We start from the raw sequence: 18,290 nt of genomic DNA on the forward strand, positions 1-18,290 counted from the left end.
GATCGCTCAGGCCATGGCGGCGTGCTGCGTGAACCGCGACGGTGCGTGCATTGGTGCATGCACCGGTGGACGCGGCGGCGCCGGGCGCGCCAGCGTGACCGGCGGCGGCACGGCGGCGTCGCGCTCGAGCCAGTAATTGAACTGGCCGAAGCTGGGCAGCGCCCCGGCGTCGACGTCCTGGAAGAAATCCTCCAGCATCTGGCGATAGGCGGCGCGGCGCGAGAAGCCGTCATGGCTGGCCGCATAGCGCGCCGCGGCGGCGCGGAAGATCGCGCGCATCCGCTCGTCGGCATTGGTGCCGGTGCCGGCGCCCTTGCGCGGACGTCCGCGCTTGATGCCGGCCGTGACCGCGCGGGTGCGGCCCGGCGCGCCCGAATTGCCGTAGTCCGGCAGCAGGGCGTCGGGCGTCTGGCCGCGCTCCCAATAGCGGCGCAGGTAGCGCAGGATGCTCGATTTCGACATGCCGTGGGCGGCGGCGTAGGCGGCCATCAGCGTGGCGCGCTGGCGCGGATCGACCAGCGCGTGGCGGTCGGCGTGCAGGGCGCGCACGGCCGACCAGGCCTTGGCCTGCAGGTTCAGGTAGCCCTGCGGCACCGGTTCGCGCGGCGGCGCCGCGGCGAACGGGTCGACCAACAGGCGCCGCGCCTGGCCGGACGCCAGCGCTTCTTCCAGCACCGCCAGCGGCGTCGGCTCGGGCATGGCCGCATGGCTGCCCAGTTGATAGGTCCAGGCCAGCGCCCGCGGCTGGTCGATCCACAGCACGCGGACCGTGCGCCCGGGCGTGCCCGCGAATTCGACTACATCGTTCTGTCCAATCATCTTTACCTCCCACAAAGCCCTTGGAATCCAGGGTGCTTTCTGACATGCAAGGATCGGGCCAGCCCGAATATCAGGGAGCCTGCACGTTTGGTGCACCTCAACTGTGCAGGGACGGTAGCGCTTTAATGTTCGTTGTTCGTGCCCAGGCACGCAACCCATTCATTTCACGTTCAATCCCACTCAAAGAGAGGCTTTGCATGTATCCGTTTCCGCAATCCGTGACGCCGGCCGTGCGCACCCACCTGGACGCCCAGACCGCCTTCGTCAACGACATGTCCAAATCCCTGTTCCGTTCCTTCCAGCAGATGTGTGAACTCAACATCCAGCTGGCCCAGACCATGCTCGAGGAGACCACGCTGGCCGGCCAGCACGTGCTGAATGTCGACCGCCAGTCCGAACTGCTGGGCGCGGCCTCGGCGCGGGCCCAGCCGGCCACCGAAAAGCTGCGCGCCTACCAGCAGCACATTTCGCGCCTGGCCACCGACGCCCAGGTCGAGCTGGCGCGCGTGGCCGAGCAGCACGTGCAGGCCACCACCCGCACCGCGCGCGCCGTGGTCGACGAGGTGGCGCGCACCTCGGCCGAGGAAACCGAGCGCGGCATCCGTAGCCAGCAGGAGGCGCTGCGCACCATGACCGACCCGTTCACGCGCGCCGATGGTGCAGGCCACGCGCGCGCCGACGGCGCGGCGCAGCCGGCCCAGCAGACCAGCCAGCAGGCGGCCCAGCAGACCACGCAGGCGCTCCAGACCGGCCAGCAGGGACGCCAGGCGCTGGCGACACACTGATCAGCGCAGCGCCGTCGCCTGGCCGTGCGCCGGCGTCGGCATGCCTCCCGTTCTCGCCTCTGGCGCCAGGCCGAACAGCGGGCGCACCCAGCGCATACGGCGCACGGCTTCGTACAGCGCGAAGCTGCCGGTCGCGGTCAGGACCATCAGCAGCAGGGCCTCGACGCCGGGCGCCAGGTTAAGCGGCTTGAAGGCATGCGCCATCATCACGATCAGGGTCTGGTGCGCGATATAGACCGGGAACACCGCATCGGTCAGGTAGCGGCGCGCCGGCCCGTCGCGGTCCAGGTGGCGGCGCGCGAAACCGCAGGCGGCGACGATGGCGCTCCAGGCGCACAGCGCATACACGCAACGCATCACGGGGACCCAGAACGCCATCATCTGCGCGCTGTGTTCATGGTGCGGGGCGGCGTGCCAGGCCACGAGTGCGGCCCATCCGGCCAGCGCAATGCCGAGGGCGCTCCAGCGCACGCTCTCCATGTGTTCCCACACCGGACGGCTGCGCGCCACCAGGGCGCCGAGCAGGAACATCGGCAGGTAGGTGGCGTGATTGAACCAGTCGTCGACCAGGGCGTGGGTGCTCGGGAAGCGGTCGGCCAGCAGGATGCGCACGATCGCCAGGAACAGCGCCGGCAGCGCGATCAGCTTCCAGCCGCTCACCATGCCGGCGCTGCGCGCGGCCAGCGCCTCGATGCGGGCGTTGCCCAGCAATGCCGCGCAGGCGGCCAGCACCAGCGTGTACACCCACAGGTAGGCGACGAACCACAGGTGGTTCCAGGTCGGCAGGACCAGGCAGCCGTCCTGGCAGAAGCCGCCGTAGCCGACGAGGTACAGGCGCATGAAGGCCAGGAAGCCGTCGGCATAGCCGAGTTTCTCGACCACCTCCAGCCAGGGCTGCGGCGGCACGATGACCAGCATGCCGAACAGCAGCGGCAGCAGCAGGCGCAGGCTGCGCCGGCGCACGAAGGTCCCCGGCGCCATCTTGCGCAGCAAGAAATGCGAGGCCGCGCCGGCCACGAAGAACAGCAGGCTCAGGCGCCACGGCGAGGACAGCAGCATGAACGGCTCCGGACCGGCGCCGGCATGCGGACTCTTCACGTGCCAGCCCCAGCTCACGTAGTACATGCCCACGTGGTAGGCGATCAGCACGAAGAAGGCCAGGATGCGGACCCAGTCGAGGAAATACAGGCGATGATTGCCGGCGGAAGTGGTTGGCTGCATGGCGCGCTCTGGTGATGATGGAGACGCCAGCATCGCGCGCAGGCGGGATCGATGCCAGCGCCAGGGGGCGAACCGGGCCTTACGTGGGGCGAGCCGGGTCCAGGCGTGCGAGCAGGGCGGGGCGGTGCTGGCGGCTGCATGGCACCCGCGCGCCGCTGCGCAGCACCAGTTCGCAATCGCCCTTGTCGAGCGGCTCGATGCGGTCGATGGCCGACAGGCGCACCGCCGCGCGCCGGTGACAGCGCATGAAGGCGCTTCCCAGCTGGCCGAGCAGGGCGCCGAGGGTCTGGCGCAGCAGCGGGGCGCCGGCGCACGTGTGCAGCGCCACGTAGTTGTCGGCCGTCTCGAGCCACTCGATATCGGCCACCTGCACCACGCGCGTCGCGCCGCGTTCGCTCACCAGCAACTGGCGCGGGGGACTGGGCGGCGGCGATGCCGCCTGCACTGGCGCCGCCAGTCGCGCGCGCAGCCGTTCGAGCGCCCGGTGCAGGCGTTCCTGGTCGAAGGGCTTGAGCAGATAGTCCACCGCTTCGCTGTCGAAGGCGCGCAGCGCATAATCCTCATGGGCGGTGACGAACACCACCAGCGGCGCCGGCGCCGGCAGCGAGGCGGCCAGGTCGATGCCCGAGAGCTCCGGCATCTCGATATCGAGCAGCAGCGCATCCGGCCGTTCGCTCTCGACCATGCGCAGGGCCTCGACGCCATCGACCGCTTCGCGCACCGACGCGATGCCTGGCGCCAGGGCCAGCATGCGGCGCAGCCGGTCGCGCGCCGGGCGTTCGTCGTCGACGATCAGCAGGCGCATGGCAGCCTCATTTCCGCGCGCACGCCGGCCGGCGCCAATGCGACCAAGGCCAGGCTCGCGTGTTCTCCGTGCAGGGCGGCCAGCCGCGTGCGCAGGTTGGCCACCGTGATGCCGGGCGTGCACGACTCGTCCAGCACGCCGCCGTCGTCCTCGACCCGCAGCACCATGGCGCCGCCGTCGACGGCGGCCGCGACCCGGATCGCGGTCGCCTCGCGGCGCCGTCCAACGGTGTGCTTGAACACGTTCTCGAGCAGCGGTTGCAGGCTGATGGCGGGCAGCATGACGTCCAGCGCGGCCGGGTCGACGTCCCACGCCAGCGTCACCCGCCCCTCGAAGCGCTCGGCCATCACCGCCGCATAGCCCTGGGCCAGGCGCAGCTCGTCGCGCAGGCGCGCCTGCGGGCGCTCGCCCAGGGCCAGGGTGGCGCGCAGCACGTCGGCCAGGCGCACCAGCGTGGCGTCGGCGCGCGCCACGTCGGTATGCATCAGGGAAGAGATCGTGTTCAGCGCGTTGAACAGGAAGTGCGGCTGCATCTGGCGCGTCAGGCGTTCGAGCTGGGCTTCGCGCAGCAACGCGCCGGCCTGCTCGGCGCGCACGCGCTCCTTCATCATCTCGCGGTAGGACAGGAGGCCGAAGCCGATCGTCGTGAACAGCCCGAAGAACACCGAGATCTTGAGCGCCTCGTAGACGAAGACCTCGGACCAGGGTTGGTGCTCGTAGCGGGCGCCGGCCAGCGCATAGATGCCGTGCCGGATCGCGAACACGATGGGCGTGAAGCCGAACCAGTACAGCGGCAGCCAGCGCAGTTGCCGGCCGAACCAGCGCCGGGGCGTGGCGACCAGCGCATCGTCGCCGCTGCTTGACCGGCGCTGGACCAGGAACAGGAGCGTGGCCACCACCGCGGACGAGGTCTCCCACAACACCGGTTGCCATAGCGCCGCGCCGCCGTCGCGCCGATAGTCTTCCAGCGCGACCAGCACCATCAGGCTCCAGAACAGCATCCAGGCGATGCCGGCGACGATGAGGCTGCGGTTTGCGCGCTGTGGAAAAGGGGGCACGGATGGCGTCCAGCTGAGAAAGACCCGATCATCGTGCATCGGCCCACGCTTGTCAAAACGGCGCACCGTGGTAAATGTGACAATTGGTGACCATTGCCGTGCCCGCAAGCCCATCGTGCGACAATGGGCCATGAACATTCCTGGTCACCACAGCGACGATGCCGATAACCGGCGCCAGATGCGGACCCTGCTTGCGGCCCACGACTGGTCTTCCAGCCCCATGGGCGAGCCGGGCGGCTGGCCGGTCGAGCTGCGGGTGGCGCTCGACCTGATGCTCGATGCCCCCCATCCGACCCTGGTGTGCTGGAGCGAGCGCTACCTGATGCTGTACAACGACGCCTATGCGGCGCTGCTCGGCCATGCCCATCCTGGCGCGCTCGGCAAGCCGCTGAGCGAGGTCATGCCGACCATGTGGCCCGCGGTCAAGCCGCTGGCCGACGCCGCCATGGCGGGACGGCCCGGCCATGTCGAGGACCTGTGCGTGACGCTGCCGCCGGGAGACCAGGAATGCCAGCGCTGGTTCGCCGCATCCTACGTGCCCTTGCGCGGCCTCGACGGCGTGGCGGGCGGTTTCGTTCATACCGCCTTCGAGACCACCGGCCGGGTGCTCGAGGCGCGCCGCGCCGATCAGGCGCGGCGGGCGAGCGATGCGCGCTTGTCGGCCCTGTTCGACAGCCTGCCGGTCGGGGTCGGCGTCAGCGACGCCAGCGGCGCGATCGTGCTGGCGAACGACGCGATGGAGCACTACCTGCCGACGCGCCGCATACCGTCGCGCGATGAGCGGGGCTTCGCGCGCTGGACGATATTCGACGAGGATGGCGCGCCGGTGGCGCGCGAGGATTTCCCCGGCGCCCGCGCCCTGCGCGGCGAGCGCGTCGTGCCGGGCGTGGAGGCCCTGTACCGCGAGGACGACGGTCGCGAGGTCTGGACCCATATCAGTTCGGTGCCGGTCCGCGATGCCGATGGACAGGTCAACGGCCAGGTCTCGGTGGTCACCGACATCGACCGCGTCAAGCGCGCCGAGGCGGCCCTGCGCGAGTCCGAGGAAAAATACCGCAAGCTGTTCGAGGAGGTCGACGAAGCCTTCTGCATCCTGGAAGTGAAATTCGACGCCGGCGGCGCCCCCTGCGACCTGGTGTTCATCGAAGTGAACCCGATGTTCGCGATCCAGAGCGGCATTGCCGACGCCAAGGGACGCTCGGTGCACGAGCTGGCGCCCGGCCTCGAATCGGTCTGGCTGGAACGCTACGGCGCGGTGGCGCGCACCGGCGAATCGATCCTGTTCGAGGAATATTCGCCCAAGCTCGAACGCTGGTTCGAGGTCAACGCCTCGCGCATCGGCGCGCCCGAGGCGCGCCACGTGGCGCTGGTGTTTCGCGACACCAGCGAACGCAAGCGCATCGAGGAAGACATGCGGCGCCTGGCGCGCGAGGCGTCGGAGGCGAGCCGGCGCAAGAGCGAGTTCCTGGCGGTGCTGGCGCACGAACTGCGCAACCCGATGGCGACCATCCGCACCGGCCTCGAGATCATGCGCCTGCGCGCCGACAATCCGGACACCCTGGCGCGCGTGCGCGAGATGCTCGAGCGCCAGACCCACCAGCTGTCGCACCTGGTCGACGACCTGCTCGACGTCGCCCGCGTCAGCAGCGGCAAGATCGAGATCCGCAAGCAACTGGTCGACCTCAACCGGGTGGTGACGAGCGCGGTGGAGACCAGCACGGCGGTCATCCAGGGCGCGCGCCACCGGCTCGACGTGCGGCTCTGGCACGAGCCGCTGTTGCTGGACATCGACCCGATCCGCGTCGCCCAGGTGGTGAGCAACCTCCTGACCAACGCCGCCAAGTACACCCCGCCCGGCGGCGACATCCGCCTCGACGTGAGCAAGGGCGCGAGCGGGGCGGCGGGCGAGGCCACGGGCATGGCGACCATCGCGGTGAGCGACAGCGGCGTCGGCATCCTGCCCGAGCACCGTGAGGCGATCTTCGAGATGTTCAGCCAGGTCGGCGACCATGGCGGCCTGGCCCAGGGCGGGCTGGGCATCGGGCTGTCGCTGGTGCGCCAGCTGGTGGCCCTGCACGGCGGCCGCATCGAGGTGGACAGCGCCGGCGCCGGCCAGGGCAGCACCTTCACCGTGCGCCTGCCGCTCGGCGCGCGACCAGGCGCCGGGCCGGACGAAATGTTGTCCGAGGCGCGGCAGGAGCAGCGCGCGGTCCCGCGCCGCAGCTTCCGCATCCTGGTGGTGGACGACAACACCGATGCCGCCGAGAGCCTGTCGCTGCTGCTGCAGATGAACGCCCACGAGATCCGCAGCGCGACCAATGGCCGCGACGCGCTGGCGCTGGTGCGCGACTTCACGCCCGACATCGCTTTCCTCGACATCGGCATGCCGGGCATGAATGGCTACGAGCTCGCGACGCGGCTGCGCGCGCTGCCGGCGCTGGCGCGCACGGTCATCGTCGCCGTGACCGGCTGGGGTTCCGACGAAGACCAGTTGCGCGCGCGCGAAGCCGGTTTCGACCACCACTTCACCAAGCCGATCGCGGCCGGGACGCTGAGCCGGCTGCTGGGCCAGCTCGGCTAGCGCGCCCGCTTACCGTTCAGTTGCCGCTCAGCTGCCATTCAGTTGCCACCGCTACGCTCGGCGTCGATCTCTTTCTTCATCGCCCCCACCTGGTCGATGTAATCGGCCACCGGCACGTCCGGGCTGGCGCGCAGCTCGGGCGGCAGCAGCACCGGCATGTACAGCTCGTCGGCGGTGCGGCCGTGGCGCTGCATGTTCCCGGCCAGGATCAGGCTCGACACCAGGAGCGCCAGCGCGCCGCAGGCCAGGCGCAGGCGGCGCCGGTACTGCGGCGTGACGGTGGCGAGGTGGAAGTAGACCGCCACCGCCACCGTCGCCACCGCCGCGTGCGAGGCATACGCGGTCAGCCATTCGAGCGACCAGGCATAGGCCACCACGCTGGCCAGCAGGCGCAGGCCCACCAGCGCCGCCAGCGCGCAGCCATAGATGAACAGGTGGCGCCCGAGGCGCGCGCGGCGCCCGAACAGGCGGTTGCCGAAGGCCCACAGGCCGGCCCAGGCCAGGCCGATGCCGCTGGCCGCAGCCGGGAACAGGGCATAGCGCTCCAGGTCGTTGCTGGCGTCGGTCAGCCAGGCCACCAGCAGCGCCGCCAGCACGGCCAGCACGATGCCGGCGCCGCCCGGCAGCATGCCCTCCCAGCCGTGCATGGTGCGGTCGACCATCTCCGGCGCGACCCGGTGCGCGGCGCCGCGGATGCGCAGCGAGGTGTGGCCCATGCGCACCACGGTGTCGCCGTCGAGCGCCAGTTCGTCCTTGATGCGCCGGCTCTTGTGCACGATGCCGTTGCGGCTGCCGAGGTCGCGCAGCCGCAGGCGGCCATCCGGCCCGGCTTCGACCACGGCGTGGTGGGCGGCCGCGTAATCGTCGTCGACGATGAAGTCGTTGTCGTAGGCGCGGCCCATGCGGATCGGCAGCGCCGCCACGCGGTGGCGGTGCAGCACCTCGCCGTTGCGGGCCAGGGTCTCGATGGTCCACGGGCCGCGCAGCGACTCGGCGCTCAGTGGCCCGCCCATCGGCGCACTGGCGGGCGCGCCCGTCGGCCTGTCCAATGGCTGGCTGGTGTGCTCGCTCATCGCCGTCCACTCCGCCCGAAGGCGCCCAGGTAGGCGCGCGTGACGCGCAGGCCGTTTTCATACGAGACGCCGGACACGTCCAGGCGGCTCTGCAGGCTCGATTGCGAGGCGTCGGTGCTGGCCGTGAGCAGGGTGAAGTTGTACAGGCCCTCGAACTTGCGATAGGCGCGCACGCAGGTGACGGCGCGCAGCGGCAGGGTCCGGGTATGCACGAAGCGCTCGGTGCAGAACGGCTTGGTCAGGCGCGGGTCGCCGGTGCTGCCCAGGTTGTTCACCTGGAAGGTGTCGCTGGCGAGCGTCGCGAAGCGCATCGGGTCCATGGTGCCGCTGCGGATGTACTGGTGGGTCATGGCCACGTTGCCGGTCTGCTGCACGTCCGACACGAACACCGCCGACTGCATCACGCAGCTCATCGAATCGGTGCTGTAGACCGCGCCGCGGGCATTCGAGCGCCCCCAGCAGCGCACCTCGCCCGATTCGCGCACCGGCACCAGGTACTGGCCCATGCCCTTGAGCGTGAGGGGTTCCTCGAGCAGCTTGTCGACCATATTGCCCTGGTGCGCCAGCAGCTGCTTGCCGATCAGCGGATTGAAGTCGGCCGGCGGCGCGGCCTGCTCGGCCACCTTGCGCAGCAACTCCTGCGCATGCTTGACCGGCACCAGGAAGCTGACCGATTCGCCGTCGCGCCGGCGCGAGACGTTGATGCCGGCCACGGTGCCGCTGGCGGTCACGCTCGGCCCGCCGCTCATGCCCGAGTTGATCGGGCCGGAAAAGATCAGGCGATCGTAAAAGCTGCGCGTGAGCACGCCGTTATACGCCCCTTCCGAGATCGCGAAGCCGAGGTCGAGCGGATTGCCGAGCGAGTACAGGCGCTGCCCCTGGCGCAGCCGCACCGGTTGCTCGGGCACCTTGAAGAAGCCGCTGCCGTTGCGGTTGATGCGCACCACCGCCAGGTCGTGCAGCACGTCGACCGCCATCAGTTCGACCGGCCCGGTATTGCCGTCGGTGTCGATGTATTCGGCCGTATAGATGGCGGGGTCGAGCGCCATCTGCGACACCACGTGGTAATTGGTCAGCGCCAGGTTGCTGGTGCCGACCAGGAAGCCCGAGCCGACCGTCGACTGGGTGCGGCCGTTCTTGAGCAGCATGCGGATCTGCAGCAGGTCGCCGCGTGCGGAATCGTACAGGTCCTGGGCCGCCAGCGAAGGCTCCGGCAGGGCGTCCTGGGCCTCGGTCTCGCCCGGCAGCGGCGCGTTCGGCGTGGCCGCGGGCGCGGTGTCGACCGGCATCTGGGGCGCGCCGACGGTGGCGCCGGCCGTGTTCTGGGCCGCGCGCGGCGCCGGTTGCGTCAGGTTCTGCGGCTGTGGCTGTGCAGCAGCCGGCGGCGACGTCGCCTCGAGGGCGGCGCCGACGGCGATGCAGGTCAGCAGGAGTGCCAGGACAGCTCGTTTCATGCAATAGTTTGATGGCAGTATGAAATACTATCTTGCCACTGGATCAACGAGCGTTGCGCGCGTTAGCGCACGTTTACGGCAATGTCGGCGTCGATTCCGGGGTATTGGCCGGCTCGACCAATGCCTTTTCGCCCTGTTCGACGGCGGTTAGCGGCGCCATCATGTGGCCCAGCTTGGCCTGCTTGGTGTTCAGGTAGCTGTTGTTGTAGGCATTGCGGTTGACCAGCAGCGGCACGCGCTCGGCGACCGTGACGCCGATGCGGTTCAGGGCGTCGATCTTGCGCGGGTTGTTGGTCATCAGGCGCACCGACTTGATGCCGAACTGTTCCAGCATCGGCCGGCACAGCTCGTAGTTGCGGGCATCGGCATGGAAGCCCAGCTGCAGGTTGGCCTCGACCGTGTCGGCGCCGGCTTCCTGCAGGCGGTAGGCGCGGATCTTGTTGACCAGGCCGATGCCGCGGCCTTCCTGGCGCAGGTAGAGCAGGATGCCGCGGCCTTCCTCGGCGATGCGCTGCAGCGCGCCTTCGAGCTGGGCGCCGCAGTCGCAGCGCTGCGAGAACATCACGTCGCCGGTCAGGCATTCGGAGTGCACCCGCGCCAGCACCGGCTCGCCGGTCGACAGGTCGCCCAGGGCCATCGCCAGGTGTTCCTTGCCGGTGGCCGGCTCGACCCAGGCGTGCAGCGTGAACTGGGCCCACGGCGTCGGCAGCGCGCACGAGGTGGCATAGTCCAGCAGGGAAGGCGGGGTGAGGGCGGCGGCGGTGGCTTGCATGACGGTGTTTCCAATCGATGTACTTATAGCCGTCAAGTTTACCGGAAATCGGGCATGGCCGTGCGGAATCACCCGCTTTTCCATTCGCCACGCCGGGTGTTCTGCCCGAAGGAAGAACCAGCACCCGCCATGCACTATGGATGGAATGTGGTCGTGACGCACGATTGACCAAGTCTTCTATTGCCGAGGGTCCCGAGGGCCGTGATACGCTGCTGGAAGATAACTTCAGGTTCCGCATGCCAAACTTCTCCCGCTTTCTGCTTCGCTTGACGCCGCGCGGCCTCGGCGCCTGGCTCGCCCTCACGTTCTCGGCGCTGACCGTGGTCCTGACCCTGCTGCTGGTCGAGGTGGTCGAACGCGCCGCCACCGACCAGGTCAAGAGCAGCATCGGCAACGGGCTGGGCGAGATGGCGATGCAGACCGCCGACAAGCTCGATCGCGGCATGTATGAACGTTATCGGGAGGTGCGCCTGATGGCGCGCCGCGGCGACCTGGTGGCCGCCGGCACCTCGCATGCCGAGCGGCGCCGCATCCTGGGCGACATGCAGTCGACCTACGGCTACTACGAATGGATCGGCATGGCGGCGCTGGACGGTACGGTGCTGGCCGAGGCGCGCGGCCTGCTGGAAGGGAAGAACGTGGCCAAGCGGCCCTGGTTCATCAATGCCCTGAAGGGCACCTACGTCGGCGACGTGCACGAGGCGGTGCTGCTGGCCAAGCTGCTGCCGGTGCAGGAAGGCGAGCCGCGCCGCTTCGTGGACGTCGCCTTTCCCTGGCTGGACGCGAACGGCAAGCCGGCCGGCGTGCTGGGCACCCACCTGTCGTGGGAGTGGGCGCGCGACGTCGAACGCTCGATCATCGCGCCGGTGCAGGCGCGCAACCGGGTGCAGGCCCTGATCGTCAGCGCCGAAGGCGTGGTGCTGCTGGGCCCCGAAGGTCTGCAGGACACCAGGGTCGACCTGGCCAGCCTGGGCGAGGCGCGCCAGGGACGCACCGGCTACGCGGCCGAGCGCTGGCAGGACGGGCGCGACTACCTGGTCGGCTACGCCGCCACGCGCGCGGTGGGCGACTACCCGGGCCTGGGCTGGCACGTGCTGGTGCGCCAGGACCTCGAGGACGCCTACCGCCCGGTGCGCGAGCTGCGCGAACGCGCCTTGTGGAGCGGCGCCGCGCTGGCGCTGCTGTTCTCGCTGGCCGGCCTGCTGCTGGCGCGCCGCATCACGCGTCCCCTGCAGGCCCTGGCCGCGTCGGCCGACCGCCTGCGCCGCGGCGACAGCCAGGAGCTGGTGCCGGCGCGGCGCGGGTATACCGAAGTGCGCCAGCTCTCCGGCGCGCTCAATGCGCTGGTGACGGCGCTGGTGCAGCGGCGCGCCGAGCTGCAGGCGCTGAACGACACCCTCGAACAGCGGGTCGAGCAGCGCACCCTGGAACTGGAGCGCGCGCTGGCCTCGGTGCGCTCCAGCGAGCAGCGCATGGCCACCATCGTCGGGGCGGCGCAGGACGCCTTCATCGCGGCCGACCAGCGCGGCATGATCCTCGACTGGAATCCGGCCGCCGAGCGCATGTTCGGCTGGAGCCGCCACGAGGCGGTCGGCTGGCCGCTGGCCGAGATGATCCTGCCGGAGCGCTACCGCGCCAGCATCGCCAAGGCGCTGCGCGGCTTCCACCAGGGCGCGGCGTTTTCGTATGACCGGCGCCTGGAGCGGATCGTGGTCAACCGCCAGGGCGCGGAATTCACGGTCGAGACCACGGTGGCGCTGGCGGGCGAGGGCGCGGATGCCTTCTTCAGCATCTTCCTGCACGACATCTCCGAGCGCAAGAAGGTCGAGCGCATGAAAAGCGAATTCGTGTCCACCGTCTCGCACGAGCTGCGCACGCCGCTCACCTCGATCCACGCCTCGCTGTCGCTGCTCGACACCGGCATGGCCGGCGAATTGCCGCCGGACGTGGCCAAGCTGCTGCACATCGCCAGCCAGAGCTGCGACCGCCTGATGCGGATGGTGAACGACCTGCTCGACATCCAGAAGATCGAGGCGGGCCAGATGGAATACCGGCGCAGCGTGCAGCCGCTGGCGCCGGTGCTGCGGCACGCGACCGAGGCGATGGAGGGCCAGGCGCGCCAGGCCGGCGTCGCGCTGCGGCTCGACCTGCCGCCGGGCGCCGAAGGGGTACAGGCCGCGATCGACCATGACCGCCTGGTGCAGGTGCTGAGCAACCTGCTGTCGAACGCGATCAAGTTCACGCCGTCCGGCCAGACGGTGACGGTGGGCCTGGCGCAGCGGCCGGGCTGGGCGCGCCTGAGCGTGACCGACGAGGGGCCGGGCATCCCGCCCGCGTTCCAGGCGCGCGTGTTCGAACGCTTCGCCCAGGCCGACGCCCACGACACGCGCCAGCGCGGCGGCACCGGGCTGGGGCTGAGCATCAGCAAGGCGATCGTCGAGGAGCACGGCGGCACGATCGGCTTCGAGACCCGGGCCAGGCTGGGGACGCGGTTTACGGTGGAGTTGCCGCTGGGGTGACTGGCGCGCGAGCGCGCTAGCGCAGCGCGTGCACCGCCATCCCGCCGAAGCTCTTCCACGCGCCAAAGGACTGTTCAAGCCGCGGCAGCAGGCGCATCAGCGCGGGCTTGTCGAAGTGGAAGGTGGTGGCCGAGCCGGCGATCTCGCGCCGGTCGGCCAGCGCGTAGGCCTGCGCCTCGTCCTGGGCCGCGGGCACCTGCAGCAGCATCAGCACCTTCTGGCCGTCGAGGTCGAACATCAAGAGGTCGCCTTTGGCGCCCGGCCCCAGGCGCCGGTATTGGCGTTCCACGCCGGCGCCGGCCGGTCCGGCCTCGAGCGCGATGCGCACCCGCTTGCCGTGCTGGACACCCCAGTCCAGGAAGGGCGCCGCATGGCGCCGTATCTCATCGGGGTCGGTGCGGTAGGTGCGCACCGTCAGCGCATCCACATGGCGCGCCAGGCCGCGCAGCAGCGCGTCCTCGCCGCTCCAGGCGGCCGGCGCCACGGCCTCGAGCCGCATCGTGCCGGCGGCCCCGCGCAGCGCGGCCAGCAGGTCGAGGTAATGGTTGTCGCGCGCCGCCTTCGGCAGCTTGTCGGGATCGAGCAGTTGGGGCTGGACGTCGAACTGGACGCCCTTCAGGCGCGCGCGCGCGCCGGCCTGCGCGTTATAGGCGGCATAGGCGCGCATGCGGCCGACGGCGTCGGCGCGCGCGGTCGGCAGGATCAGGTCCGGCCCGTCCTCGAAGGCGGTCACCGCGATGCCGCGGCTGTCCGCCTGGCGCACGAAGGCCGCCAATGCCTGCGGCTCGGCGACCGTGCCGGCGCGCACCGGCACGTTGATGAACAATTCGCCCATGCCTTGCTCCGCGGCCCAGTCGAGCATGGCGTCGGCGCGTTCGCGCCAGGCGTTCGGGCTCCAGGCCCAGGTGGCGCGCGGCGCGCGGCGGCGCACGTCGGCGGCGTCGAGCGGGGCTTGCGTGGCCAGGCCCGGCTGCGAGGCGGGCAGGGGCGGCGGCGCGCCCAGCGTGTGGCCGGTGACGGTGAACTCCTTGCCGCTTTGTTCGCCGCGCAGCAGGATCGTCTCGCCCGGCGCCGCGTCCAATGGCAGGAAGTGCAGCGCCTGGACGCCGCTGGCGGCCACCTTGAGCGGCACGGCGCGGCAGCCGGGATCGGGCTTGCCCGGCGCTTCGGTGACGATGGCGCGCATGCGGGCGCCCATGGCGGTGGTGTAGTCCTCGGTCACGGCGCCGGGCGAGGCGAGCGGAGCGCCGGGGCACAGCAGCAAGGTGGCGGCCTGGGCCGGCAAGGACAGCGATGACAGCAGAAGCGGAAGCAGGAAAATGGAGCGCGACATGCCCCGAGTGTAAGCGAGCCGGACGATTCGCAGCGCCCGCTTAGGGATACTCAGGCGGCCGGCAACAGCAGGCGCCGCACGCGCGCCAGCAATTCGTTGGGCTGGAACGGCTTGCTGACGAAGTCGTTGGCGCCGGCGTCGAGCGCGCGCACGGTGTCGCGCTCGGTGTTCTTGGCGGTCAGCATGAGGATCGGCACCGCCGCCCACTCGGCGCGCGCACGGGCCAGGGCGACGATCTCGAAGCCGTCGAGATGGGGCAGCATCACGTCCATCAGCACCAGGTCGGGAATTTCCGGACTGGCGGCCACGTACTCGCTCGCGGCGCGGCCGTCGGCCAGGTGCAGGACGCGGTAACCCTGGCGTTCGAGCATGAAGCGCAATACCTGGGCAATGTGGTCGTCGTCCTCGACCACCAGCACCAGGGGCGCGGGAGCGTGTTCGTTGAGCATGGCGGATTCTTCGTTGAATGTTCGATTATACCGATGCCCAGGAGGATATTGGCGTGTGTATTGCTAGAGGGTATCACCTAGTCGACGGTCCACGCAGCGGATCGAGCAGGCCGCGCAAGTCATTGTGGTCGAGTTCGACCATCAGGGCCAGTAATTGGCCGAGCTCGCCGCGTGGAAACCCTTCGCGCGCGAACCAGCCCAGGTAATGGCCCGGCAGGTCGGCCAGTTTGCGGCCTTTATATTTCCCGTAGGGCATTTCGCGCACGAGGAGGAGGGAGAGGTGTTCGGCGTTCATCGTGCGGCACTTTAGCAAACAACGACGGCGTTGTAGCATTTCGGTGACAAGGGGAGGGAAACATCATGGATGACTTCAACCTGACGCGCTTCGTCGAGGCGCAGGAGCCGGTCTACGCCAATGTGCTGGCCGAATTGCGGGCAGGGCACAAGCGCAGCCACTGGATGTGGTTCGTTTTTCCGCAGTTCAAGGGGCTGGGCAGCAGCGAGATGGCGCAGCGCTATGCCATCGGCTCCGAGGACGAGGCGGCGGCTTACCTGGCCCATCCGGTGCTGGGCCGGCGCCTGCGCGAATGCGCCGGCATCGTCGCCGCGCTCGACGGGCCGACTGCGCACGAGATTTTCGGCCATCCGGACGAGCTGAAATTCCGCTCGTCGATGACCCTGTTCGCCGACGTGGCGCCCGACGAAGCCGTGTTCCAGGCCTGCATCGACAAGTATTTCGACGGCGAGGCCGACCCGGAAACGCTGGCGCGGGTGTAGGGATCGGACCGGCGGCTCAGGCGTCGGCGAACTGCGCCAGCAATTCGTCGGGCCGGCCGCGCACGGCCACATGCAGGATCACCGCGGTGGAAAAGCGCAGCGCCGGGTGGCTGGCGCGGTGGCGCGCGAACCAGAACACTTCGTCCAGGTCCTCATCCTCGTGCGCGGTCGTCAGCACGGCCTGTTCCGGCGCCACGTCTTCGTAGTCGAACGCTTCCAGGGCGGCATCCTCGACCGCCTCGTTCCAGCTCGCGCATTCCTTGCCCCAGGCCAGCATGTAGCGGCAGCCGGAATCGACCAGCCAGCGCGCGACGTCCCAGCGCCACATCTCGTCGCTGTCGTCGTCGATCACGACCACGGCCATGAACGGCGCCAGGTGCTTGAGGTCGGGCAGGGCGTCGTGGGGACGCAGCTGCAGGTAATGGGCTTTGTGTGCTTGCATGATGGGATGGTCGAATGATTGCCGATTGAAATGCGCGGCATTATCGCCGCACGGCGCCGATCGGGGAAGGCCGCGCGGCGCTCAAGCGGCCGGCGCGGCCGCGCCTTCCAGCAGCGCGTACAGGCGCCCGGTGTCGATCGGCTTGACCAGGTGGTGGTCGAAGCCGGCGCCGAGGATCTGGTCGCGGTCGCGCGCCTGGCCGTAGCCGGTGACCGCGACCAGCAGCGCATTGGCCGCTTGCGGCAGCGCGCGCAGGCGCCGCGCGAGTTCGAGCCCGTCGATGCCGGGCAGGCCGATGTCGAGCAGGCAGACCTGGGGCCTGAACTGCTGCGCGCATTCCAGCGCGCGCAGCGCCTCGTGCTCCACCGCGACCTGGTGCCCACCCGATTCCAGCAGCATCGACAGGGTGACGGCCGCATCGACGTTGTCGTCCACGACCATCACGCGCAGCGAGCCCGGTGGCGCGGCGCTGCGCGGTTCGTCGCAGGGCGGGGCGGCGGCGTCGCCCTGGCGCTCGAGCAGCGGCAGGCAGACCGAGAACCGGCTGCCGCGGCCTGGGCCGGCGCTGTCGCAGGCGACCGCGCCGCCATGCAGATCGACCAGGCTTTTCACCAGCGCCAGGCCCAGCCCCAGGCCGCCCGAGGAGCGGTCGGACGAGCGCTCGGCCTGGGCGAACAGTTCGAAGGCGCGCGCCGCCAGCTCGGGCGCCATGCCGATGCCGTTGTCGAGGACGTCGATGCACAGGCGCCGTTCGGCGTCGATGAACGATGCGACCTCGAGGCGCCCGTCTTCAGGGGTGTACTTGGCGGCGTTGTTGAGAAGATTGGCGACCACCTGCACCAGGCGCTTGCGGTCGCCTGCAACCAGCGTGCCCGGCGGCGGCAGGCGCAGCGCCAGGTCGTGGCGGCGCGCCTGGATCAGCGGCATGACCTGTTCCACCGCCTCGTGCAGCACGGCGCCGACGTCGAGCGGCTCGCTGTCGAGTTGCACCAGGCCGCGCGTGACGCGCGAGACGTCCAGCAAGTCTTCGATCAGCGCCGTCATGTGGCCGACCTGGCGCCCGATGATCTGGCTGGTACGCTTGATCATCGTTTCGTCCAGCTTGATGCGCTGCAGCAGCTCGGCCGCGGCGCCGATCGGCGCCAGGGGATTTCTCAGCTCGTGCGCCAGCATGGCCAGGAATTCATCCTTGCGGCGGTCGGCCTCGCGCAGCTTTTCTTCGGCCGCCTTGCGCTCGGTGATGTCGCTGGCGGCCCCGATCCATTCGTAGACCTCGCCGGCGGTGTCGAACATCGGCACCGCGCGCGACAGGGTCCAGCCGCTGCTGCCGTCGGCGCGCCGCACCCGGTGCTCGAGCTCGAACACCGAGCGGTCGCGGATGGCGCGCGCGATCTCCTGGTGCAGCCGGCCCTGGTCCTCGGGCGGGACATATTCTTCGAGCCAGAGACCGTTGGCGTCGTCCGTGTCCTTCAGGAAGCCGCGGCCTTCGAGATGGCGCAGCTGGGTCCAGTCGGGATTCATGCGATAGATGACTTCGGCCGTCGCATTGGTCAGCGCGCGGAAGCGCTTCTCGCTCTCGCGCACGGCAGCCTCCGAGCGCACCTGGGCGGTGACGTCGTTATTGCTGTGCGAAATGCAGGTCAGTTCGCCGCCGGGGCCGAAGATCGGCGTGCTGGTCGAGGTCCAGAAGCGTTCCTCGAACACCGTCCGGCCATCGGGCAGCACCACGGGAATCGGATAGCGCACCGCCGGAAGGGTGTCGGGCAGGCCGGTCGCGCGCACCCTGGCGAGCGAGGCGCGCAGGTCGGCTTCGCCGGTATCTTCCGGATCGTCGGGGTTGCCGGGAAAGGCCGTGAACAGGCTGACCCCGAGCAGTTCCTCGCGGGTGCGCGACGAGGCCTTGAGGAAGGCATCGTTGACGGCGAGGATGATCGCGTCAGCCGTGGGCGACAGCAGGTAGTGCCCGAAGGGCGAGCTGTTGAAGGCTGACTCGAACAGGGTGGCAGAGAGCATCGTCGCCCGAAAACCGGTTGAAGGAGCCGGAATTATAGGGCAGAAGCGGGCGTGTTAAACGGACAATTGAAGCGGTCACGCTTCTTGTATGCACGATTGGTAAATGCCTTGCTTCGTCGAATGAAACAAGTCGAAACGTCGCCGGATGCCGGCATGGAAACGGCGGCGCGCCGATGCGCGCGGGCATGT

16 protein-coding genes are annotated in these 18,290 nt (G+C 69.8%); 4 read left to right on the top strand and 12 right to left on the bottom strand.

Going from position 1 to position 18,290, the window contains the following annotated elements; all coding sequences use genetic code 11:
- Positions 1 to 6: 6 nt before the first annotated feature.
- Complete coding sequence (locus LO55_RS14780) at positions 7 to 819, bottom strand: hypothetical protein (RefSeq protein WP_071362030.1); 813 nt, start codon at positions 817 to 819, stop codon at positions 7 to 9.
- A gap of 197 nt (positions 820 to 1,016) precedes the next feature.
- Here LO55_RS14780 and LO55_RS14785 point away from each other — a divergent pair, with 197 nt between their 5' ends.
- Positions 1,017 to 1,604 carry a phasin family protein gene (locus LO55_RS14785; RefSeq protein WP_071362031.1) on the top strand — a complete coding sequence of 196 codons (588 nt, stop codon included), beginning with the start codon at positions 1,017 to 1,019 and terminating at the stop codon, positions 1,602 to 1,604.
- Here LO55_RS14785 and LO55_RS14790 read toward each other — a convergent pair whose 3' ends face one another.
- From LO55_RS14790 to LO55_RS14800, 3 genes are all read right to left on the bottom strand, one after another.
- Positions 1,605 to 2,825 (bottom strand): acyltransferase family protein, encoded by a 1,221-nt coding sequence (locus LO55_RS14790; protein WP_071362032.1) that lies wholly within the window; start codon positions 2,823 to 2,825, stop codon positions 1,605 to 1,607.
- A 79-nt stretch (positions 2,826 to 2,904) separates the two neighbouring features.
- Positions 2,905 to 3,630, bottom strand: a complete 726-nt coding sequence (locus LO55_RS14795) for a LytR/AlgR family response regulator transcription factor (RefSeq protein ID WP_071362033.1) — start codon at positions 3,628 to 3,630, stop codon at positions 2,905 to 2,907.
- A complete protein-coding gene (locus LO55_RS14800; RefSeq protein ID WP_229410145.1) occupies positions 3,618 to 4,688 on the bottom strand; it encodes a sensor histidine kinase in 1,071 nt (356 codons plus the stop codon). The genes LO55_RS14795 and LO55_RS14800 overlap by 13 nt, the downstream gene beginning before the upstream one ends.
- 130 nt (positions 4,689 to 4,818) lie before the next feature.
- Between LO55_RS14800 and LO55_RS14805 the strand changes: the two genes are divergently transcribed.
- Complete coding sequence (locus LO55_RS14805; RefSeq protein WP_083415333.1) at positions 4,819 to 7,269, top strand: hybrid sensor histidine kinase/response regulator; 2,451 nt, start codon at positions 4,819 to 4,821, stop codon at positions 7,267 to 7,269.
- Positions 7,270 to 7,307: 38 nt separating this feature from the next.
- Here LO55_RS14805 and LO55_RS14810 read toward each other — a convergent pair whose 3' ends face one another.
- The 3 genes from LO55_RS14810 to ribA form a co-directional block, all read right to left on the bottom strand.
- Positions 7,308 to 8,342 (bottom strand): FHA domain-containing protein, encoded by a 1,035-nt coding sequence (locus LO55_RS14810; RefSeq protein WP_083415334.1) that lies wholly within the window; start codon positions 8,340 to 8,342, stop codon positions 7,308 to 7,310.
- Positions 8,339 to 9,796, bottom strand: coding sequence for a S1 family peptidase (locus LO55_RS14815; RefSeq protein ID WP_071362036.1), 1,458 nt, complete (start codon positions 9,794 to 9,796; stop codon positions 8,339 to 8,341). The genes LO55_RS14810 and LO55_RS14815 overlap by 4 nt, the downstream gene beginning before the upstream one ends.
- 73 nt (positions 9,797 to 9,869) lie before the next feature.
- The gene (ribA, locus tag LO55_RS14820) at positions 9,870 to 10,568 is read right to left on the bottom strand and encodes a GTP cyclohydrolase II (RefSeq protein WP_071362037.1); all 699 of its coding nucleotides are present in this window, start codon (positions 10,566 to 10,568) and stop codon (positions 9,870 to 9,872) included.
- Positions 10,569 to 10,804: 236 nt separating this feature from the next.
- On the opposite strand from ribA, the gene LO55_RS14825 reads away from it, so the two are divergent.
- Positions 10,805 to 13,087, top strand: a complete 2,283-nt coding sequence (locus tag LO55_RS14825) for an ATP-binding protein (RefSeq protein WP_071362038.1) — start codon at positions 10,805 to 10,807, stop codon at positions 13,085 to 13,087.
- A gap of 16 nt (positions 13,088 to 13,103) precedes the next feature.
- On the opposite strand, the gene LO55_RS14830 is transcribed toward LO55_RS14825, so the two are convergent.
- The 3 genes from LO55_RS14830 to LO55_RS14840 form a co-directional block, all read right to left on the bottom strand.
- On the bottom strand, positions 13,104 to 14,420 hold the full coding sequence (locus LO55_RS14830; protein ID WP_071362039.1) for a hypothetical protein: 1,317 nt from the start codon (positions 14,418 to 14,420) through the stop codon (positions 13,104 to 13,106).
- A gap of 50 nt (positions 14,421 to 14,470) precedes the next feature.
- A complete protein-coding gene (locus LO55_RS14835) occupies positions 14,471 to 14,869 on the bottom strand; it encodes a response regulator transcription factor (protein ID WP_005666489.1) in 399 nt (132 codons plus the stop codon).
- Between the two features lie 73 nt (positions 14,870 to 14,942).
- On the bottom strand, positions 14,943 to 15,164 hold the full coding sequence (locus LO55_RS14840) for a DUF3820 family protein (RefSeq protein WP_071362040.1): 222 nt from the start codon (positions 15,162 to 15,164) through the stop codon (positions 14,943 to 14,945).
- Between the two features lie 65 nt (positions 15,165 to 15,229).
- Here LO55_RS14840 and LO55_RS14845 point away from each other — a divergent pair, with 65 nt between their 5' ends.
- The gene (locus LO55_RS14845; protein ID WP_005666494.1) at positions 15,230 to 15,646 is read left to right on the top strand and encodes a DUF1810 domain-containing protein; all 417 of its coding nucleotides are present in this window, start codon (positions 15,230 to 15,232) and stop codon (positions 15,644 to 15,646) included.
- Positions 15,647 to 15,662: 16 nt separating this feature from the next.
- Here LO55_RS14845 and LO55_RS14850 read toward each other — a convergent pair whose 3' ends face one another.
- Positions 15,663 to 16,088 (bottom strand): DUF7684 family protein, encoded by a 426-nt coding sequence (locus LO55_RS14850; RefSeq protein WP_071362041.1) that lies wholly within the window; start codon positions 16,086 to 16,088, stop codon positions 15,663 to 15,665.
- An 81-nt stretch (positions 16,089 to 16,169) separates the two neighbouring features.
- Complete coding sequence (locus LO55_RS14855; protein WP_071362042.1) at positions 16,170 to 18,101, bottom strand: PAS domain-containing hybrid sensor histidine kinase/response regulator; 1,932 nt, start codon at positions 18,099 to 18,101, stop codon at positions 16,170 to 16,172.
- Positions 18,102 to 18,290: the final 189 nt, after the last annotated feature.

The organism is Massilia timonae (assembly GCF_001866515.1).
Classification (GTDB): Bacteria; Pseudomonadota; Gammaproteobacteria; order Burkholderiales; family Burkholderiaceae_D; genus Telluria; species Telluria timonae.

What these genes read in the sequence shown, in the direction of transcription:
- LO55_RS14780 (WP_071362030.1), bottom strand. Translation starts at nt 819, where the DNA reads ATGATTGGACAGAACGATGTAGTCGAATTCGCGGGCACGCCCGGGCGC.
- LO55_RS14825 (WP_071362038.1), top strand. Translation starts at nt 10,805, where the DNA reads ATGCCAAACTTCTCCCGCTTTCTGCTTCGCTTGACGCCGCGCGGCCTC.
- LO55_RS14850 (WP_071362041.1), bottom strand. Translation starts at nt 16,088, where the DNA reads ATGCAAGCACACAAAGCCCATTACCTGCAGCTGCGTCCCCACGACGCC.
- LO55_RS14790 (WP_071362032.1), bottom strand. Translation starts at nt 2,825, where the DNA reads ATGCAGCCAACCACTTCCGCCGGCAATCATCGCCTGTATTTCCTCGAC.
- ribA (WP_071362037.1), bottom strand. Translation starts at nt 10,568, where the DNA reads ATGCAAGCCACCGCCGCCGCCCTCACCCCGCCTTCCCTGCTGGACTAT.
- LO55_RS14810 (WP_083415334.1), bottom strand. Translation starts at nt 8,342, where the DNA reads ATGAGCGAGCACACCAGCCAGCCATTGGACAGGCCGACGGGCGCGCCC.
- LO55_RS14830 (WP_071362039.1), bottom strand. Translation starts at nt 14,420, where the DNA reads ATGTCGCGCTCCATTTTCCTGCTTCCGCTTCTGCTGTCATCGCTGTCC.
- LO55_RS14815 (WP_071362036.1), bottom strand. Translation starts at nt 9,796, where the DNA reads ATGAAACGAGCTGTCCTGGCACTCCTGCTGACCTGCATCGCCGTCGGC.
- LO55_RS14785 (WP_071362031.1), top strand. Translation starts at nt 1,017, where the DNA reads ATGTATCCGTTTCCGCAATCCGTGACGCCGGCCGTGCGCACCCACCTG.
- LO55_RS14840 (WP_071362040.1), bottom strand. Translation starts at nt 15,164, where the DNA reads ATGAACGCCGAACACCTCTCCCTCCTCCTCGTGCGCGAAATGCCCTAC.
- LO55_RS14855 (WP_071362042.1), bottom strand. Translation starts at nt 18,101, where the DNA reads ATGCTCTCTGCCACCCTGTTCGAGTCAGCCTTCAACAGCTCGCCCTTC.
- LO55_RS14805 (WP_083415333.1), top strand. Translation starts at nt 4,819, where the DNA reads ATGAACATTCCTGGTCACCACAGCGACGATGCCGATAACCGGCGCCAG.
- LO55_RS14795 (WP_071362033.1), bottom strand. Translation starts at nt 3,630, where the DNA reads ATGCGCCTGCTGATCGTCGACGACGAACGCCCGGCGCGCGACCGGCTG.
- LO55_RS14835 (WP_005666489.1), bottom strand. Translation starts at nt 14,869, where the DNA reads ATGCTCAACGAACACGCTCCCGCGCCCCTGGTGCTGGTGGTCGAGGAC.
- LO55_RS14845 (WP_005666494.1), top strand. Translation starts at nt 15,230, where the DNA reads ATGGATGACTTCAACCTGACGCGCTTCGTCGAGGCGCAGGAGCCGGTC.